Annotated in this window: 17 protein-coding genes, 1 tRNA gene and 1 pseudogene; 10 read left to right on the top strand and 9 right to left on the bottom strand. The window is 59.3% G+C overall.

Annotation, left to right across the window (positions count from 1 at the left end; all coding sequences use genetic code 11):
* The first annotated feature begins 6 nt into the window (after window positions 1–6).
* Window positions 7–249 carry a DUF6434 domain-containing protein gene (locus tag Q1B27_RS24525; RefSeq protein ID WP_367181352.1) on the top strand — a complete coding sequence of 81 codons (243 nt, stop codon included), beginning with the start codon at window positions 7–9 and terminating at the stop codon, window positions 247–249.
* Window positions 250–321: 72 nt separating this feature from the next.
* Here the strand turns inward: Q1B27_RS24525 and Q1B27_RS14085 are convergent, their stop codons facing one another.
* Together Q1B27_RS14085 and Q1B27_RS14080 are read right to left on the bottom strand one after the other, a co-directional pair.
* Window positions 322–1,026, bottom strand: coding sequence for an anti-sigma factor (locus Q1B27_RS14085; protein ID WP_299848425.1), 705 nt, complete (start codon window positions 1,024–1,026; stop codon window positions 322–324).
* Window positions 1,023–1,565: a sigma-70 family RNA polymerase sigma factor gene (locus Q1B27_RS14080; RefSeq protein ID WP_299848424.1), complete on the bottom strand. Its 543-nt coding sequence runs from the start codon at window positions 1,563–1,565 to the stop codon at window positions 1,023–1,025. Before Q1B27_RS14080 ends, Q1B27_RS14085 begins: the two co-directional genes overlap by 4 nt.
* Window positions 1,566–1,928: 363 nt before the next feature.
* On the opposite strand from Q1B27_RS14080, the gene Q1B27_RS14075 reads away from it, so the two are divergent.
* Window positions 1,929–2,264, top strand: coding sequence for a hypothetical protein (locus Q1B27_RS14075; protein WP_299848423.1), 336 nt, complete (start codon window positions 1,929–1,931; stop codon window positions 2,262–2,264).
* A gap of 300 nt (window positions 2,265–2,564) precedes the next feature.
* Complete coding sequence (locus Q1B27_RS14070; RefSeq protein ID WP_299848422.1) at window positions 2,565–3,008, top strand: MmcB family DNA repair protein; 444 nt, start codon at window positions 2,565–2,567, stop codon at window positions 3,006–3,008.
* Here Q1B27_RS14070 and Q1B27_RS14065 read toward each other — a convergent pair.
* Window positions 3,003–3,191, bottom strand: coding sequence for a DUF6324 family protein (locus tag Q1B27_RS14065; protein ID WP_299848421.1), 189 nt, complete (start codon window positions 3,189–3,191; stop codon window positions 3,003–3,005). The genes Q1B27_RS14070 and Q1B27_RS14065 overlap by 6 nt on opposite strands.
* Window positions 3,192–3,338: 147 nt before the next feature.
* Here Q1B27_RS14065 and Q1B27_RS14060 point away from each other — a divergent pair.
* Window positions 3,339–3,415, top strand: a tRNA-His gene (locus Q1B27_RS14060).
* Between the two features lie 14 nt (window positions 3,416–3,429).
* On the opposite strand, the gene Q1B27_RS14055 is transcribed toward Q1B27_RS14060, so the two are convergent.
* Window positions 3,430–3,735, bottom strand: coding sequence for a DUF6476 family protein (locus Q1B27_RS14055; RefSeq protein WP_299848420.1), 306 nt, complete (start codon window positions 3,733–3,735; stop codon window positions 3,430–3,432).
* Here Q1B27_RS14055 and Q1B27_RS14050 point away from each other — a divergent pair.
* From Q1B27_RS14050 to Q1B27_RS14040, 3 genes are all read left to right on the top strand, one after another.
* Complete coding sequence (locus Q1B27_RS14050) at window positions 3,734–4,759, top strand: RluA family pseudouridine synthase (protein ID WP_299848419.1); 1,026 nt, start codon at window positions 3,734–3,736, stop codon at window positions 4,757–4,759. The two genes, Q1B27_RS14055 and Q1B27_RS14050, sit on opposite strands and share 2 nt — an antisense overlap.
* Before the next feature lie 159 nt (window positions 4,760–4,918).
* Window positions 4,919–5,815, top strand: a complete 897-nt coding sequence (gene rpoH, locus Q1B27_RS14045; protein WP_299848418.1) for an RNA polymerase sigma factor RpoH — start codon at window positions 4,919–4,921, stop codon at window positions 5,813–5,815.
* Between the two features lie 124 nt (window positions 5,816–5,939).
* Complete coding sequence (locus Q1B27_RS14040; protein WP_299848417.1) at window positions 5,940–6,941, top strand: alpha/beta fold hydrolase; 1,002 nt, start codon at window positions 5,940–5,942, stop codon at window positions 6,939–6,941.
* Here Q1B27_RS14040 and Q1B27_RS14035 read toward each other — a convergent pair whose 3' ends face one another.
* Genes Q1B27_RS14035 through Q1B27_RS14025 form a run of 3 tightly spaced genes read right to left on the bottom strand, consistent with a single transcriptional unit; the run spans window position 6,942 to window position 11,419 of the window.
* Entirely contained in the window at window positions 6,942–8,762 is a 1,821-nt protein-coding gene (locus Q1B27_RS14035) for a M3 family oligoendopeptidase (RefSeq protein ID WP_299848416.1), read from the bottom strand.
* A gap of 60 nt (window positions 8,763–8,822) precedes the next feature.
* A complete protein-coding gene (locus Q1B27_RS14030) occupies window positions 8,823–10,421 on the bottom strand; it encodes an ATP-dependent DNA ligase (protein WP_299848415.1) in 1,599 nt (532 codons plus the stop codon).
* On the bottom strand, window positions 10,418–11,419 hold the full coding sequence (locus Q1B27_RS14025; protein WP_299848414.1) for a ligase-associated DNA damage response exonuclease: 1,002 nt from the start codon (window positions 11,417–11,419) through the stop codon (window positions 10,418–10,420). Before Q1B27_RS14025 ends, Q1B27_RS14030 begins: the two co-directional genes overlap by 4 nt.
* A gap of 299 nt (window positions 11,420–11,718) precedes the next feature.
* Here Q1B27_RS14025 and Q1B27_RS14020 point away from each other — a divergent pair, with 299 nt between their 5' ends.
* Window positions 11,719–12,546, top strand: a complete 828-nt coding sequence (locus Q1B27_RS14020) for a fumarylacetoacetate hydrolase family protein (protein ID WP_299848413.1) — start codon at window positions 11,719–11,721, stop codon at window positions 12,544–12,546.
* Between the two features lie 79 nt (window positions 12,547–12,625).
* Here the strand turns inward: Q1B27_RS14020 and Q1B27_RS14015 are convergent.
* Together Q1B27_RS14015 and Q1B27_RS14010 are read right to left on the bottom strand one after the other, a co-directional pair.
* Window positions 12,626–13,489: pseudogene (locus Q1B27_RS14015) on the bottom strand (alpha/beta fold hydrolase); the annotation flags it as partial.
* A complete protein-coding gene (locus Q1B27_RS14010) occupies window positions 13,489–13,779 on the bottom strand; it encodes an SCP2 sterol-binding domain-containing protein (protein WP_299848412.1) in 291 nt (96 codons plus the stop codon). The gene Q1B27_RS14010 and the pseudogene Q1B27_RS14015, both read right to left, overlap by 1 nt.
* 127 nt (window positions 13,780–13,906) lie before the next feature.
* Here Q1B27_RS14010 and Q1B27_RS14005 point away from each other — a divergent pair, with 127 nt between their 5' ends.
* Window positions 13,907–14,413, top strand: coding sequence for a tetratricopeptide repeat protein (locus Q1B27_RS14005; protein ID WP_299848411.1), 507 nt, complete (start codon window positions 13,907–13,909; stop codon window positions 14,411–14,413).
* 18 nt (window positions 14,414–14,431) lie between these two features.
* Window positions 14,432–17,311, top strand: coding sequence for a helicase-related protein (locus Q1B27_RS14000; RefSeq protein WP_299848410.1), 2,880 nt, complete (start codon window positions 14,432–14,434; stop codon window positions 17,309–17,311).
* The last annotated feature ends 1 nt before the right edge of the window (window position 17,312 follow it).

Genomic DNA, 17,312 nt, shown 5'->3' with positions numbered 1-17,312 from the left:
TCGGATATGCTGTGTTCGAAGTGGTTGCCGAGGTGCCCAATGGCAGGCTTTGATTGGCATTCTGATCCAATCGATCGACAAACGATTGTGACTGAGAAATACAAGTCAACACAGAATGTTAGACGATTTCTGAAGTTGCAATGCGGCGATTGCTTTAAGTTTGACCGCCCCTTCATGAATTGGATTAAGGATGGTCAGCCCAAGACGATGGGCGATGTCGCCGACGAATGGCTGAGACGGAATTCTTAGATCAACGCCTCAGCCTGACGGGAGCTAAGGGCTATGTCCGCATAGCAGACGTAAGCGCGCCCTAGCTGGAGATTACAGCTCCGTCACTGTTCCTACGGCCAGAACCGCGCCGGTGGGTTGTCCGGTGGGCGACCCGCCGGGTGGCTCGTCGGAAATTGCCAGGGTCAGGTCTGCTACCTGGGCGCGGAATTCCTCGGGCAGGGTGATCTCTGTGGTTTGAGCATCGGGCAATACACCCAAGGACACCGGCGCGTTACCATCGGTGATCACCCAGAGTTCCAATGTGCGGCCTGCTGCTGCCTGACCGGCGGTGCGGTTGATTTGCAGGGCATCGGAGTCGCTGTCATAGACCGCTAGAACCCGCAAGGATTGATCTTCGGCCGCGATCTCAGAGACATAGAGCGGCCCGCTTGCTGGGGTATCAACCGGGGCCAATTGTGTAACCTGCCAGGCAAAGAACCCGGCCACCAGCAGCGAGGCAAAGCTGAGGCCTTGCCACAAACTCAGTTTTTGCCAAATGGATGTGGTGCGTTCGGGCGCACCGAAGAGGCGTTCCATCAAGTGTGCCTTTATTGCTGCACGTGGCGTTTCCGCGGCAAATTCCGCGTCCATCCCCGAAAGTCGCTCGCTCCAGGCGTTGACTTCACGCATCAGCGCCGAATCACGCTCCAGCCGCGCCTCAAATGCGCGCTCTTCTTCGCGTTCCAGTAAGCGCAGTACATATTCTGCCGCCAGTAGGCTGTCGTCGTCACGATCAGGCAGGTCGGCGTCGGTCATTGCTCCATACACTCTCGCAGGCTGATCAGGCTGCGCCGCAACCAAGTCCGTATGGTGTTGAGCGGTACGCTCAGCTTCTCGGACAGCTCAGCATAGCTCAGGCCTTCAAGGTAGGCCCCGCGGACGGCCTTGTCGCGTGGTTCTTCCAACTGCTCCAGGCAATGCGCGATCCGACCAGCCTCGCCGCTGGCGACCGCCACCTGTTCGGGGGTGGGGCCACTTGATGCCAGTGTCTCTGCCATACCCTCTATGTCCTCGCTATCGCGTCGGGTGCGCAGCTTGTCGATTGCGGTGTTCCGCGCGATGGTGATCAGCCAGGTCATCGGGCTTGTGCCTTTGCTTGCGTATCTGTCGGCGTAGCGCCAGATCTTCATATATGTCTCTTGCAAGACATCTTCGGCGCTGGCTCTGTTGTTCAATATACGAAGGCTGACGCCAAAAAGTTTCGCATGGGTCAGGTCATAGAGCCTGGAGAAGGCCTGCCGGTCGCCGAGAGAAACCTTGCCAATCAGTGTTTCGATCTCATCAACCGTACTCATGACTCTGTTCTCCTGCGAAATTGCGGCTGTCAAAATACAAAGGCAATGGCCTGACGTGGCCGGGTAAATTGAACTTCTTTCAGGTTATTACGCAGGGGTGCGTTTTTGGATTGAATTAATTTTCAGATAACTGGCCCGACCCAACCTAATAGATCGTATTTTTTCTCTGCCGTAGCGTCTGCGGCGCAAGATTTTGTTAGCCTTCGAGGCACTCGGCCTTTGGGGGTGATCCCCCCAAACCCCTGGTCGCGGATAGTTATCTAGGCGCTGGTTCGCGGGTAGGCAGCGTGGGATTGACGCAGGGTCTTGAGGCAGTCCCTGAACATGCTACTTTATAGATCAAGAGCAAGCATTGAGTCGCCCATGCCAAAGCTGATCCGCCTTTATATCATCAACGTAGCAATCGGTTTCGCACTGGCCGCTGTGTTCGTGGCCATGCTATTGTGGTTCAACGTCGGAAATCTTTGGCATTTGGTCAGCCATACCGAACAGGGGTGGCTTGCGGTGCTTATCCTTTGGATCGCCAACGGAATCGTCTTTGCCGGTGTGCAATTTGCCATCGCCGTGATGCGCATGAAGGATGATGACGATGATGAGCCGCGCGGTGGACGCCGCAACCGCGTGATGCGACCCGAGCCAGTGCCCATCCCTGTCCGGGTCGAGGCGCGAGGTGACCGGAGTTTTCCGAGACGCGGCTGACCTCTTTTAGTTCGGGTGTGATTTCTCAAGAATCCCTGCTTTGCAGTGTGGAATGTCTTCGAAAGGGTGGCGGGACCGCGCGGACCGTGTGGTTATCTCATTCCCGAGGACCTGTATATACAGGTGGGCGCCGGGTAACCGGACCAGGGCCCGGACAGAGCCAGCTCCCTCGGAATTGCTTAAGGCCACCGGAATGCAACCGTTCACAAGAAGCGCAGAACCCGCCACCGCCCTACCTAGTGTGTCGTCAGACCCGCGGCAAGGGGTTGCATATGTTCATCTTTTGTTCATAATTCTGGGATGCATGTTTCTGGAGATAAAACATTACTGCCAGGTCAGCTTTTGGCGCGGGGCGTGTGCCGGCATCTGACCGAGTATGACTTTGTTTCCATAGTGGAATTTATTCCGGAACGGGGTAAACGGGTGGATGTGATGTCGCTTGGACCCAAGGGTGAAATCTGGGTGATTGAGTGCAAGTCGAGCCGGGTTGATTTCACCTCAGATGCGAAATGGGAAGGGTATCTGGAATGGTGCGATCGGTATTTCTGGGCGGTGGACGAGGAATTTCCCTCTGATCTGCTGCCTGAAGGCACCGGCCTGATCATTGCGGATGCCTATAATGCCGAGATCATTCGCATGGGGCCCGAGGATCGTTTGGCCCCTGCGCGGCGCGCGGCCCTGACCCGGAAATTCGCGCGCCATGCCGGGCGCAGGTTGCAGGGGTTTCGCGATCCGGTGCTATGATTTGCGGCCCGCCGCGATCTTGGCCGCAGCAACGATTTCGGTGGCGATTTCTTCGGCTTCTTCGGGAGTGAAGTCCATAGGAATTTCAAGGTCTTGCGCTTCGATGTAAAGGCGAACCATGCCCTGATCCGTTGGGCCAATCTGCAAATTGGCTTCGATATTGCTTTCCGAATTGATGCCCATTGTGGCCTCCTTTGTCAGCGGTTCAGGTACTTGTTTTGACCCGGCTTGGCAAGCGATCCGCAGGGCCGCAGGATGCTGAAATTTACTGGTTTTTGCGCGGCATCAGGCTTGCATTTCATCGTCTGAATATGTACATCGCCCGGTAGTGCCGCCTTAGCTCAGTTGGTTAGAGCGCTTGATTGTGGATCAAGAGGTCCCCCGTTCGAGCCGGGGAGGTGGTACCACCCTCACTTCTGGCTTAGTTTTCGATCGCAATTGTCTGGCGCAGTTCGCCGGTTTTCTGGTTGTATATCAGTATCTTGTCGCCATCGGTAACCACCGCATACCAGCCATTTCCCTGCGTGAATGCCGAGGCCGCGCTGCCGTCGGGCAAGGTGATCGTATCGGGCAAATCGGCGCGGAAGGCGTCCGAGAACTTGGTGACAAAGAGCACCACGATCACTATGAAACCCAGAATCATCGTGACGGTCAGAACCGTGACCAGTACGCGCAAATATTTCACCAGGGCCGGATCGACCGGTTGCGTTTCAGGGCTGTTATTCATGGGTTCCACACCGCTTATCGTCCGGATCGCTGCTGATCCGCCTGCGCGCCTTGATAAGGCGCTTTCGCGGGATGTGCCAGAGGCGGCGAGCCTGTCGCGTACCCGGTTGGGGCGGTTGATAGCGGACGGGCAGGTGGTGTTGAACGGCAAGGTGGCGCATGACCCCAAGGCCAAGGTATCCGAGGGCGATATCGCGGAGATCACCGTGCCCGAAGCCGCCGAGAGCCATATCGGGCCAGAAGATATTCCGTTGGACGTGGTGTATGAAGATGATGATCTGATTGTGATCAACAAGCCGGTGGGCATGGTGGTGCATCCTGCGCCAGGGACACCGAGTGGCACGCTGGTAAATGCGCTTTTGCATCATTGTGGAGATGCGTTGTCAGGCGTTGGCGGGCAGAAACGGCCCGGGATCGTACACAGAATTGACAAGGATACCAGTGGCTTGCTGGTTGTTGCTAAATCAGACCGGGCACATCATGGACTGGCCGCACAATTCGAGGCGCATAGCGTTGAACGGTACTATAACGCGGTGGTCTACGGCGTACCTGATGCCAGCGATCCACGTTTGCGTGGGATCAGGGGTGTTAGTTTCGAGTCGGGGAACATCATGCGGATCACCACGCAACTGGCGCGGCATAAGACCGACCGGCAAAAACAGGCGGTGTTGTTCGAGGGCGGGCGTCATGCGGTGACGCGGGCGCGAATAGTAGAGGTTTTTGGCGCGCCAGCTGTGGCTGCTTTGGTGGAATGTTGGTTGGAAACCGGGCGCACCCATCAGATCAGGGTGCACATGGCCCATGTCGGGCACGGGTTGATTGGCGATCCGACCTATGGGGGGCGGCGCAAATTGCCGCTGAAAGCGCTAGGCAGTTTGGGTGTCGACGCGGCGCGTGAATTTCCCAGGCAGGCGCTTCATGCGGCCTTTCTGGGATTTGAGCATCCGTTAACAAAAGAACAAATTCGCTTCGAGGCGCCCCTTCCGCAAGATATCGCCGATCTGATTACGGCCCTGAAAAGCTGAAACTTTTCTCACTATTGTGCGAAAATGCAGGGTTCAATCTGGCATTATGCCGACTGTGCATTCATATTTTGTTAAACTATTCGGTTCACGTGGCTTGAACGGGATGCATCGCGACCCTACATTAATGTTAACACCCTAAACATTGGGAGGGACAGAGGCTTGAGTAATTACAAAAATCTTCCGGCACCGACGCCTGAGGGCGGACTGAACCGGTACATGCAGGAAATTCGTAAATTCCCGCTCCTGGAGCCGGAAGAAGAATACATGCTGGCCAAGGCCTGGGTCGAAAAGGAAGATACCGAGGCGGCACATAAGATGGTCACCAGTCACCTGCGTCTGGCCGCGAAAATCGCGATGGGCTATCGCGGGTATGGTCTGCCGCAGGCCGAGGTCATCTCGGAGGCGAATGTGGGCCTGATGCAGGCGGTGAAACGCTTTGATCCGGAACGTGGTTTCCGCCTGGCGACCTACGCGATGTGGTGGATCCGCGCCAGCATCCAGGAATACATTCTTAGATCGTGGAGCCTTGTCAAACTGGGAACCACGAGCGCGCAAAAGAAGCTTTTCTTTAACCTTCGCAAAGCCAAGGCCAAGATCGGCGCGCTGGAAGATGGTGATCTGCACCCCGATAATGTCAAACGGATCGCGACCGATCTGGGCGTGACCGAGGATGAGGTGATCAGCATGAACCGCCGCATGTCGGGCGGGGACGCGTCGCTGAATGCCACGGTCGGGTCTGAAGGCGAGGGCACCATGCAATGGCAGGACTGGCTGGAGGACGAAGATGCCGACCAGGCAGGCGATTACGAGGCGCGTGACGAACTGGAAGCGCGGCGCGAGTTGCTGGCCGAGGCGATGGATGTGCTGAATGAGCGAGAGCGCGATATTCTGACCCAACGCCGGTTGAGCGACAAGACAATCACGCTGGAGGACCTGAGCACCGAATATGATGTCAGCCGCGAACGTATCCGCCAGATCGAAGTGCGTGCGTTCGAGAAGCTGCAAAAGCGGATGCGCGGATTGGCGCAGGAAAAGGGCATGTTGACCCAAGCCTGACCTTTCAGACCATCGCAAACCAATGTAACCTCTTCTGGGCAGCCGGGAGAGGTTTTTCATGATAGGGGTAGCCCACGCAGCCTGCTTCAGGTGGAAAAGCCTTCGGGCTTTGGTGCCAGTTTGCATGCTTCTTCTGTCGGCGTGTTCCGAACGTGACACTGCCATGCGTGCGCCGCCGCACCCTTCGGCCAAGATACAGCCGGTCTATGTCGCCACGACGCGTGAGCTTGATAAGACCGGACCGGCCTTTGGGGCAGCCCGCTCGACAGAGTTGAATTTTTTCCGCGTAGACGTGTCGGTGCCGCCCACCCATGAGGCCGGCAAGATCGAATGGGCAGAGGGCGAACCGGATGCGCGGACCGATTTTGTCGTCACCAATACCCAGCTTTATGACAGTGCCACCGCGCTGGCACGCAGCGTTCAGCGGGCCACGCCCGAGCGTGAAACGATGGTATTTGTGCCCGGCTACAATAACACGCTGTCCGAGGCGATGTACCGGTTGGCGCAGATACGGACGGATTTCAATCAGGGTAAACCGGCGGTCCTGTTCTCGTGGCCCTCGGCCGGAGATCCGCGGGGATATATCTATGATCGTGACAGCGTTCTTTTTGCCCGTGACGATCTGGAACATGTGCTGAAGTCGCTGACAGAGGTGCCCGGCGAGAAGGTGTTCATCCTGGCGCATTCCGTTGGCACGCATCTGACGATGGAGGTGCTGCGACAGGCGGCTTTGCGCGGTGACCGGCAGTTGTTGAACCGGATTAGCGGTGTCGCGCTGATGTCGCCGGACATCGACCCGGACCTGTTTCGCCGCCAGGCCGAGGCGATCGGCAAACTGCCGCAGCCCTTTGTCATCTTCACCTCGAAACAGGACCGGGCCCTGGGGCTGTCGGCGATCCTGAGCGGCCGCAAACCACGGCTGGGCGTGGTGGATAGCCCGGACGAGGTGAAGGGGCTTGACGTCCAAGTGGTGGACTTTTCAGAAGTGTCCGACGGCAAGGGGTTGAACCATATCGTGCCGGTCACATCCCCAGTTGCCGTGCGGTTGCTGAAAGGTCTGATCTCTCAGTCAGAGCGTGCAGGGCATTGGATGGGCGATTACATCGTACTGCAAAAGTCGCCCTGATTAGCCCTCCATCGCCTCAAGCTGGTCGATGAAGCCCGAGATCATGCTGAGACCTTTGTCCCAGAATTTCGGATCCGAGGCATCAAGGCCGAAGGGTGCGAGCAATTCCTTGTGGTGCTTTGACCCACCGGCTCTCAGCATGTCGAAATACTTATCCTGAAAGCCCTCGGGGTTTTCTTCGTAGACCGCATAAAGCGCGTTCACCAACCCGTCGCCAAAGGCGTAGGCATAGACGTAGAAGGGTGAGTGGACGAAATGCGGGATATAGGCCCAGAAGCTCTCGTAGCCATCCATGAACTCAAAGGCGGGTCCAAGGCTTTCAGCCTGCACCGACATCCAGAGCGCATTGATGTCATCCGGCGTCAACTCGCCCTCGCGCCGCGCCGCGTGGAGCTTGCATTCGAAATCATAGAAGGCGATTTGACGGACAACGGTGTTGATCATGTCTTCGACCTTGCCGGCCAGCAGTACCTTGCGTTCCTGATCGTCCTTAGCCGTATCCAGCATTTTGCGGAAAGTCAGCATCTCACCGAACACGCTGGCGGTTTCGGCCAGAGTCAGCGGGGTCGAGGCCAGTAATTCACCCTGTTCGGCGGCCAGCACCTGATGCACGCCGTGGCCCAGTTCATGCGCGAGGGTCATCACGTCGCGCGGTTTGCCCAGATAGTTGAGCATCACGTAAGGATGCACGGTGGTGACGGTGGGGTGGGCAAAGGCGCCAGGGGCCTTGCCGGGCTTCACGCCTGCGTCGATCCAGCCCTTGTCGAAGAAGGGTTTCGCCAGATCGCCCATGCGCGGATCAAAGGCCGAATAGGCATCCATCACGGTTTTGCGCGCGGCAGGCCAGTCGACGGTCTTGGTATCATCGACGGGCAGGGGGGCGTTGCGGTCCCAGACCTGCATGACATCAAGACCCAGCCATTTACGCTTGAGCTCATAATAGCGATGGCTGAGCTTGGGGTAGGCGGCAACGACCGCATCGCGCAGCGCCTCGACAACCTCGGGTTCGACATCGTTAGAGAGGTGTCGCCCGGTCTGTGCGGTGGGCATTTTGCGCCAGCGGTCGATAACCTCTTTTTCCTTGGCGGCGGTGTTGTGGACGCGGGCAAAGGTACGGATGTTTTCGCCGAAGACCCGCGCCAGTTCGCGGCTGGCAGCCTCGCGCTTGGACCGGTCCTGTTCGGTCAGAAGGTTCAGCGTGCCTTCGATATTCAGCTCTTCGCCGTCAACGGTGAAGGTGAGCCCGGCGATGGTTTCATCAAAAAGCCGCTCCCACGCGTCGCCGACAACGCCCAGGTCGTGCAGGAATTTTTCCAACTCGTCGCTTAGCTGATGCGGTTTCATCGCACGGATGCGGCGGATGACGGGCTCGTACCGGGCGAGATCGGCATTTTCAGCGTACATCGCCGTCAGGCTGTCCTCTTCCAACCGGTTGAGTTCCAAGGTGAAAAACACCAGCGGCGTGGTGAAATTGGTCAGCTTCTCCTGGCAATCCGACAGGAATTTCGTGCGTCCGCCATCGGTGGTCAGCTGGTGATAGCGCAACCCGGCGAAGGACATGATGCGCCCGGCGATGTTGCTTATCTTCTCATCCCGGTGGATGCATTCCAGCAGTCCGGCGGCGTCCAGCGTACCCAGCTTGCCTTCGTAATCTGCGGCGAAATCGGCGCAGGCCTTTTCCAGCCAGTCCAGATCGGTTTGCAGCTCTGGCGCGTCTTCCGAGCTATAAAGGTCGCTCAGGTCCCATTCCGGCAGGTCGCCCAGATCCTTTCCGCTGGCGGCATCGGTGGCATCGAAAACAGGCTTAATGGGCTGCAACATATGGGTCTCCTACAGGGTTTCCCATGACATAGGCGGGACTGGCCTGCGCCTCAACCCCGCTTAACCATATTGCGCCAGCATGGCCTTGAGATCGTCCAGTGTATTGGCCTCGGACACAGGTTTGTCATGCCGCCAGCGGGCCATGCGGGGAAAGCGCAGGGCGACGCCGGATTTGTGCCGGGTCGAGGCTGCAATGCCTTCGAAAGCGATTTCGAACACATGCTCGGGCGTCACCTGCCTGACCGGGCCGAAACGTTGCAAGGTGTTCTTGCGGACCCAGGCGGTGATTTTGCGGAATTCAGCATCGGTCAGGCCGGAATAGGCCTTGGTGAACGGCACCAGATCGTCGCCATCGCGCACCGCAAAGGTGAAATCGGTAAACAGGTTGGCGCGGCGGCCATGGCCTTGCTGGGCATAGATCATCACCGCGTCGATGGTCAGCGGATCCAGCTTCCATTTCCACCAGTCGCCTTTCTTGCGGCCCACGTGATAGGGGCTGTCGGCGCGTTTGAGCATCAGCCCCTCGGCGCGCATGTCGCGGGCATCGATCCGGATTTCTGCCAACTTTGTCCAGTCATCGAAGGGCAAAAGCGGCGCCAGGCGGACCGGCGCGTCTGATGGCAGGCCGGTCAGTAACGTTTCAAGCCTCTTGCGGCGTTCTGCAAAAGGCATGTCGCGCAGGTCTGCGTGATCCTCCTCGAGCAGATCATAGGCCATCAGAAGGGCAGGCGCGTCTTTCAGCAATTTTTTTGGCACGGTCTTACGACCGAGGCGTTTTTGCAGCGCATTGAAGGGCTGGGGCGCATCTGCGTTCATGTCCCAGGCCAACACCTCGCCGTCGATGACAACGCCGTCGGGGAGGAAATCGCACAGCCGTGAAAATTCAGTAAACCGATCGGTCATCAGGTCTTCGCCGCGTGACCAGACGAAATGATCGCCACCGCGGCGGATAAGCTGTCCCCGGATGCCGTCCCATTTCCATTCGGCGCACCAGTCGCCGGGCGGGCCAAGGGCGTCGGGGTCGCCTTCGAGCGCATGGGCGAGGCAGAACGGGTAGGGACGCGATAGGCCAGCCGAGTTATCCGGCGCTTCGATCAGGGCCTGATAGGTGATGCTGTCGGGCGTCCAGTCGCCCATCAGCCGGTGGGCCAGTTCGGCCTCGTCCTTGTCGGTCGCCTGCGCCAACGCCCGCGTCATCAGTTTCCGGCTGATGCCAACGCGAAAACCACCGGTCAGTAACTTGTTGAAAACAAGCCGTTCTGTGGCCACCATCCGGTTCCACGCATCCAGTACGGCGATTTTCCGATCCTCTTCGCTGGCGTTGTCCAAGGCGCGCAGACGGGTAATCCAGTCGCTCAGACTGTCATCCTGCGTCGCCGTAGGGGCGGGCAAAACAAGGGCGATGGTTTCGGCCAGATCACCGACGATGGGGTAGCTTTCCTCGAACAACCAAAGCGGGATGCCCGCGCGTTCTGCCGCCCATTCCCGAAGCTTTGTGGTGGTGATGGCGCGGCGCGGGCGGCGGCCCGAGAACAATGCGATGGTCCAGAGTTTGTCAGCGTCAGAAGCCGCGGAGAAATAAGCGGCGAGCGCGGCCACTTTGCGGTTGGTCTTGGTGGTCTGGTCGATGGTTGTGTAGAGATCGACAAAGCGTTTCATGTGGTGTCGCCCTCATCCAGGGGTTCACCGGTGAATTCAGTCGGGATCACTTTGGCCTGATAGCCTTGTTCGTTGAGCCAGCGGGCGAAAATGTCGGTATATCCGTGGGTTACGAATATCTTTTCGGCACCGGTTTCGGCGATGGCGCTGTTCAGTCCGGGCCAGTCGGCATGATCAGAGAGCACGAAACCGCGATCTGCCGCACGGCGACGGCGCACACCGCGCAGGCGCATCCAGCCCGAGGCAAAGCCGGTGGCGGGCGATCCGAACCGCCGTGCCCAGGTGGAGCCAAGCGCCGAGGGCGGAGCCAGAACCAGCGCGCCAGGATGATCCTTGGAATTGAGGTCTGGCGTGACCTGAAGCGTATCGGGCAGGGTAATGCCTTGATTTCGCATCACAATATTCGTGTTTTCAACTGCGCCATGAGTCAGGATCGGGCCGATGTCAGCATCCAGCAAGCTGAGCACACGCTGCGCCTTGCCAAAGGAGTAAGCGCCCAGCAGGCTGGTCCGGCCGTCGGCGGCGTTGGCGGCCCACCAGTGGTTGATTTCGTCCCTGATCTGCGCCTCGTCCGGCCATGTGAAGACTGGCAGGCCAAAGGTGCATTCCGAGATGAAAGCGTGGCAGCGCACCGGTTCGAACGGGGTGGAGAGCGCATCGGGCGTGACCTTGTAGTCGCCCGATACAACCCAGACCTCGCCTGCGACCTCGACCCTGATCTGTGCTGAGCCGGGGGTGTGGCCTGCGGGGTGAAACGATACAGAGGCAGAGCCTATTTCTGTTTTCTCTCCGTAGGTTATCGTCTCAAGTTCAAGTTCTCCCAACCGGTGCCGGATCACTGGCGCGACGATGTCTGTACAAAGATACCGGGCATGGCCGGGGCGGGCGTGATCGGCATGGCCGTGGGTGATCAGGGCCCGGTCAACCGGGCGCCAGGGATCAATGTAGAAATCGCCGGCGGGACAGTAGATTCCGGCGGGAGTGAACTTGAGAACCATAAGCCCAGAGTAGGACGTTTGCGGCGAATGAAAAGTGCGTGGTGCCCGGAACCGGGCGAATCGGGCCCAAGCCCTTGGTTAACAAGGGAAAACCACTGGCTGTGTTACGTCGGTATAACGTCGGTATTACGTCGGTATTTATTACCGCAATTACCCCGGTTAAGAGCGCGCGCAGCGGTGCGGCTGTGAACGGAAGTCATCCACCGACGGGAACGGTGGACCCGCTGCCGGGTTTCGCCTTGCCGGGCTTTCGCAGCGGCCTATTCTGAGCCGGTCAGAAATCGCAGGAGGGCAGCACCATGAAGTTTCTACGCTACGGAGAGCCGGGCCATGAAAAGCCGGGGGTGCTGGATGCCGACGGGATGATCCGCGACCTGTCTGGCCATGTAGACGATCTGGCGGGGGAGGTGCTGGGTGATTTGCCGAAGGTGGACCCCGAGAGCCTGCCCAAGGTTGCGGGCTCGCCGCGGCTTGGCCCCCCGGTGGCGGGTACCGGCAAGTTTATCGGCATCGGGTTGAATTTTTCGGATCATGCGGCGGAGGCCGGGCTGAAACCGCCACCCGAGCCGATTGTCTTCATGAAGGCAACCTCGTCGATCATCGGGCCGAACGATACGGTCAGCCTGCCGCGCGGATCAGAGAAATCGGATTGGGAGGTCGAGCTGGGCGTGGTTATCGGCCAACATGCCAAATACGTGAGCGAGGCCGATGCGCTGAACCATGTGGCGGGCTATTGCATCGTCAATGACGTGTCGGAACGGCATTTCCAGACCGAACGCAAGGGCCAGTGGACCAAGGGCAAAAGCTGCGACACGTTCGGGCCGATTGGCCCGTGGCTGGTAACCCCGGACGAGGTGCCGGACCCACAGGCGCTGGATATGTCACTGGATGTGAATGGCGAGAGGATGCAGACGGGCAATAGCCGCGCGATGATTTTCCCGGTCGCTCAGATCATAGCGTATCTGAGTGAGATGATGAGCCTGTTGCCCGGTGATGTGATCGCCACCGGAACACCGCCTGGGGTAGGAATGGGAAAAAACCCGCCCCGTTTTCTGACCGATGGTGACGTGATGAACCTTGAGATTTCCGGGCTTGGCCGCCAGCAGCAGAGCGTTGCGCGCGATTGACCGGCATGGTGTTGGCGCGGTCGAACAGGTCGCAATAGGAGCCGATGGCGCGATTGCGGATATCGCTGTTGTCCATCAGCAATTCGTGTTTGCCGTTTTCGACCATTTCAAGCGTGCCATCCGACCAGCGGGTCATCCGGTCTTGGATGCGGGGGATATCGACGATCTGTTCGTCCGAGCCCAGGAAGGTCACGCAGGGCAGGTCGGGTGAGGGGATCTGCGACAGCTCGCGACATTCTCTGAGCGCTTCATAAAGCCAGCGCAGGCTTGGACCGCCAAGGCCAAGCGCGGGATGTGCGCGGGTCTGGTCGATCATGTATTGATACATTTCGCGGTCATTGGTGAGCTTGTTGGTCTCGAATGGTTCGATCAGCACATAGCTTTGCGGCGATGTTCCGGGCGCAAAGACGTGGCCCATGCCAAGGTGATTGCTGCTCCAGGACAGAGACCAGGCGACGGGGCGCAGGGCCTCGGACATCTGGATGCCCCACATTGGGGCTGAAAACGCGCAGGAATTCACCGGCAGGCCGTCCAACACGGCGCGCAGGCCGATACAGCCGCCCATTGAATGCGCCAGAAGGTGCCAGGGCTTGGGCAGGTCCAGTTCTTTTGCGGCGGTCAGCATCGCGGTCACGTCGCGCTGGTAATCGCTGAAATGAATGACATGACCTGCCATCGCATCGCTGACCAGGCGGTCGGCCAGCCCCTGACCGCGCCAGTCGATGGCAAAGGTTGCATAGCCGCGCTGCGCCAGGTCGGCAGCAGTACGGCCATATTTTTCGATATATTCTGTTCGGCCTGGAAACAGCAGAACCGTCCCCTTGGGGGCGTCCTTGGCCCAGGCCGCGACACGAATGCGCACCCCGTCATCGGAATTGAGCCACCAGGCTTCGCCGCCATCAGGTCCGTCGGCGATTTCCGCAAATAGGGGCGCGCGTTCCATCAGCTTAGCGCACCGCCAAGCTGCATTGCCATTCCCATGTCACCATCAACGCTGAGTTTGCCGGACATGAATGCGGAGGTGGGATCAAGATCGCCTTCAAGGATGGACTGGAAGGTTTCGGCATCGGCTGTCAGGGTGACATCGGCCTCGTCATCGCCGGCGCGGGCGCCGTTGCTGTCTACCATGATCGCCCCTTCGTCTTCGATGACGAACTTGGCCGTTCCGGCCAATCCGGTGTCGCCCATCTTGTTATTCAGGGCCTCTACTGCTGATGTGATCACATCGCTCATTTGCGCTTCCTCCAATTTTGACATGCCGGGGGTTTGAATTCCGGCTGCGCACGCTAAACTCTACGCTGTTATGAGCGCACTGAATCACCTCTTCAAGAATATCGTCGCGGCATTTCTGGCGATAGTCATGTTTTCCTTACCTTGCACAGCGGTTGAGCAGGACAGGCTGGACCGTTTATATGCGCAATTGAAGCAGGCAGAATCTTCAGAAGCCGTTAAGATTGGTAACGAAATCGTGTTGGAATTGTCGAAATCCGGCTCTTCCGCGATGGATTTGCTGCTGAAACGCGGCCGCGATGCGCTGGAGGCGGATGATACGCGGGCCGCGATCGAGCATTTGACCGCGCTGACCGATCATGCGCCGGAATTCGCCGAGGGCTGGCATATGCGCGCGGTGGCGTTCTCACGCTCGGGCCGGTATGGGCCTGCGCTGTCCGATCTGGAACGCGCCCTTGCCCTGCGTCCGCGCCATTTCGAGGCTATTTATGGCCTGGGCGTGATCCTTGAAGAACTGAACCAGCCCGAAATGGCCTATGACGCCTATTCCCGGGTACTTGAAATCCACCCGCATTTTGAAGATGTAAACGATGTGCTGGACAGGCTGGGCGCGACGCTTGGCGGTGAGGACCTCTGACAGGAACGGAGCGGGCCGATGGCCGAGCAGTCACGGATCCTGGCGGTGCTGGGACCGACGAATACGGGCAAGACGCATTATGCGATCGAGCGGATGCTTGGCTATCCCACGGGGGTGATCGGGCTGCCGCTGCGTCTTCTGGCGCGCGAGGTTTATGACAAGATTGTCGCCATCAGGGGCCCGTCGGTGGTGGCGCTGGTCACCGGCGAAGAGCGGATCGTGCCGAAACGCACCAAATACTGGGTCTGCACAGTCGAGGCGATGCCCGAAGGTATGGGCGCGGATTTCGTGGCGGTGGATGAGATCCAGCTTTGCGCCGATCCCGAGCGTGGGCATGTATTTACCGACCGGTTGTTGAAGATGCGCGGACTGCGCGAGACGCAGTTTCTGGGCGCGCAGACCATGCGCAAGACCATTGCCGCGCTGGTGCCGCGGGTGGAGTTTCTGCACCGCGAACGGATGTCGCAGCTGACATATTCTGGCCCGAAGAAGATCGGCAAGATGCCCGCGCGCAGTGCCATCGTCGGGTTTTCGGTCGATAACGTCTATGCGATGGCCGAGTTGCTGCGTCGCCAGAAAGGCGGGGCTGCGGTTGTGATGGGGGCGCTGAGCCCGCGTACACGCAACGCGCAGGTCGATCTTTATCAGAACGGGGATGTGGATTACCTGGTGGCGACCGATGCTATCGGGATGGGGTTGAACCTGGATATCAACCATGTGGCGTTTTCATCGCTGGCCAAGTTCGATGGCCGCCGGATGCGCGCCCTGGCCCCCAATGAACTGGGCCAGATCGCGGGGCGCGCGGGCCGGGGAATGAGCCACGGCACCTTTGGTGTGACCGGAGAGGCGCCGGATCTGCACGAAGAGGTCGCCCGCGCCATCATGGATCATCAGTTCACGCCGATCCGCAAGCTGGAATGGCGCAATTCCGATCTGAGCTTTGGCACGGTCGCGGCGCTGATTGCGTCGCTTGAGGTGAAGCCGCAGGATGACTTGCTTGCGCGCGGGCGCGAAGCGGATGACCTGAGCGCGTTGAAAACACTGGCGCAACAGGCGGAAATCCGCGCGCGGGCCTGCGACGGGCCGTCGGTCCGGCTGTTATGGGACGTTTGTCGCGTGCCCGACTTTCGCGGCATCAGCCAGGCGGAACATGCTGGCCTGTTAGGCGTTATCTACGCAGATCTTCAGGAAAAGGGCCGAATTTCAGACGATTGGCTGGCCCGGCAGGTGCGTCGCATCGACCGGACAGATGGCGACATTGACACATTGTCGACACGGTTGGCTTATATCCGCACCTGGACATACGTGGCGCAACGAAAAGGCTGGGTCGAGGACGAAAACCATTGGCGCGATGCCACGCGCGCGGTAGAAGACCGCCTGTCGGATGCGCTGCACGAGCGTTTGACGCAAAGATTTGTGGACCGGCGCACATCCGTGCTATTGCGCCGGCTCAAACAGAAGGAGGCCATGGTGGCCGAAGTAAATGATAGTGGTGAAGTGACGGTCGAAGGCGAATTTGTCGGTCGGCTGGAAGGGTTCCGGTTCATTCAGGACAAGGGTGCGGCCGGACAGGAGGCCAAGACGCTGGCTCAGGCCAGCTTGCAGGCGCTGGCGCCGCATTTCCATCTGAAGGCGGACCGTTTCTATAACGCTCCCGATACCGAGATCGACTTTACCGAGCAGGGCGGGTTGATGTGGGGCACCGATGCGGTTGGCAAGCTTGTCGCTGGCCCCGATCCGCTGAAGCCGCAGGCGGTTGCCTTTGTCGATGACGAGGCCGGTGCGGATGTGGCGCAGAAGGTACAGCGTCGCTTGCAGCACTTTATTGACCGCAAGGTCACGACCTTGTTCGAGCCTTTGCTGAACATCCAGCGCGACGAGACACTGAGTGGATTGGCACGGGGCTTTGGTTTCCGCATGGTCGAGAGCTTTGGTGTCATTCCGCGTGGCGATGTGGCCGATGAGGTCAAGGCGCTGGATCAGGATGCGCGCGGCGCCCTGCGCAAGCATGGCATCCGGTTCGGTCAATTCACCATCTTCATGCCGCTTTTGCTGAAGCCCGCGCCGACACGGCTGCGACTGGTTTTATGGTCACTTTCCAATGGGTTGGAAGAGTTTCCTGAAGCGCCCCCACCGGGCCTGGTCACCGTACCGGCCGCGACACCGGGATCGGATGTGACCGGGTTCCACACCATGTCGGGCTACCGGGCGGCTGGCGAGCGTGCGATCCGGATCGACATGCTGGAACGGCTGGCCGATATGCTGCGCGTCGAAGACAGCCGCGGCGGTTTTGAGGCCAAGGCCGATATGCTGTCGATCACCGGCATGACGCTGGAACAATTCGCCGACCTGATGCAGGGCTTGGGATACCGCGCCGAACGTGGCGAGCGTGAAAAGGTCAAGGCCGTCGACGTGGCGATGGCAGAGCCCGCCGCGCAGGACGCCGCGGCACCCGCGCCGGTCGATGTGGTGGCAGAAGAGATTGCCGATGACGGGGTTGCACCTATCGCGGCAGAGCCAACTGATGCGGCAGAAATACCTGCCGAAATCCCGTCTGAAAGTGAGGGGGAATTGGCCCCGGGCACGGCCCCGGATGCCGCAGAACCCACCGAGGTGGCGGAGGCCGCAGAGGCAACAGAAACGGCGGATGCCGCCCCCGAAGTCGAGGTGTTCTACACGTTCAGCTGGGCCCCCAAACCGCGTGGTAATCGCCCGCAGCATGATCGCAAGCCGCGCGGCAAAGGCCAGCCCGGCAAGGGAAAACCAGGCAAGGGTAAACCGCGCGGGGGGCAGGACAACAAGGCGAAATCCTACTCGGCCAAGCCGCAGAAGAAGGATCGGATTGATCCCGATAATCCCTTTGCCGCCGCCCTGATGGGGTTGAAAGACAAAACCTGAG

The organism is uncultured Roseovarius sp. (assembly GCF_947489715.1).
Lineage (GTDB): Bacteria > Pseudomonadota > Alphaproteobacteria > Rhodobacterales > Rhodobacteraceae > Roseovarius.
This window is presented reverse-complemented; position numbering and strand designations above follow the sequence as displayed.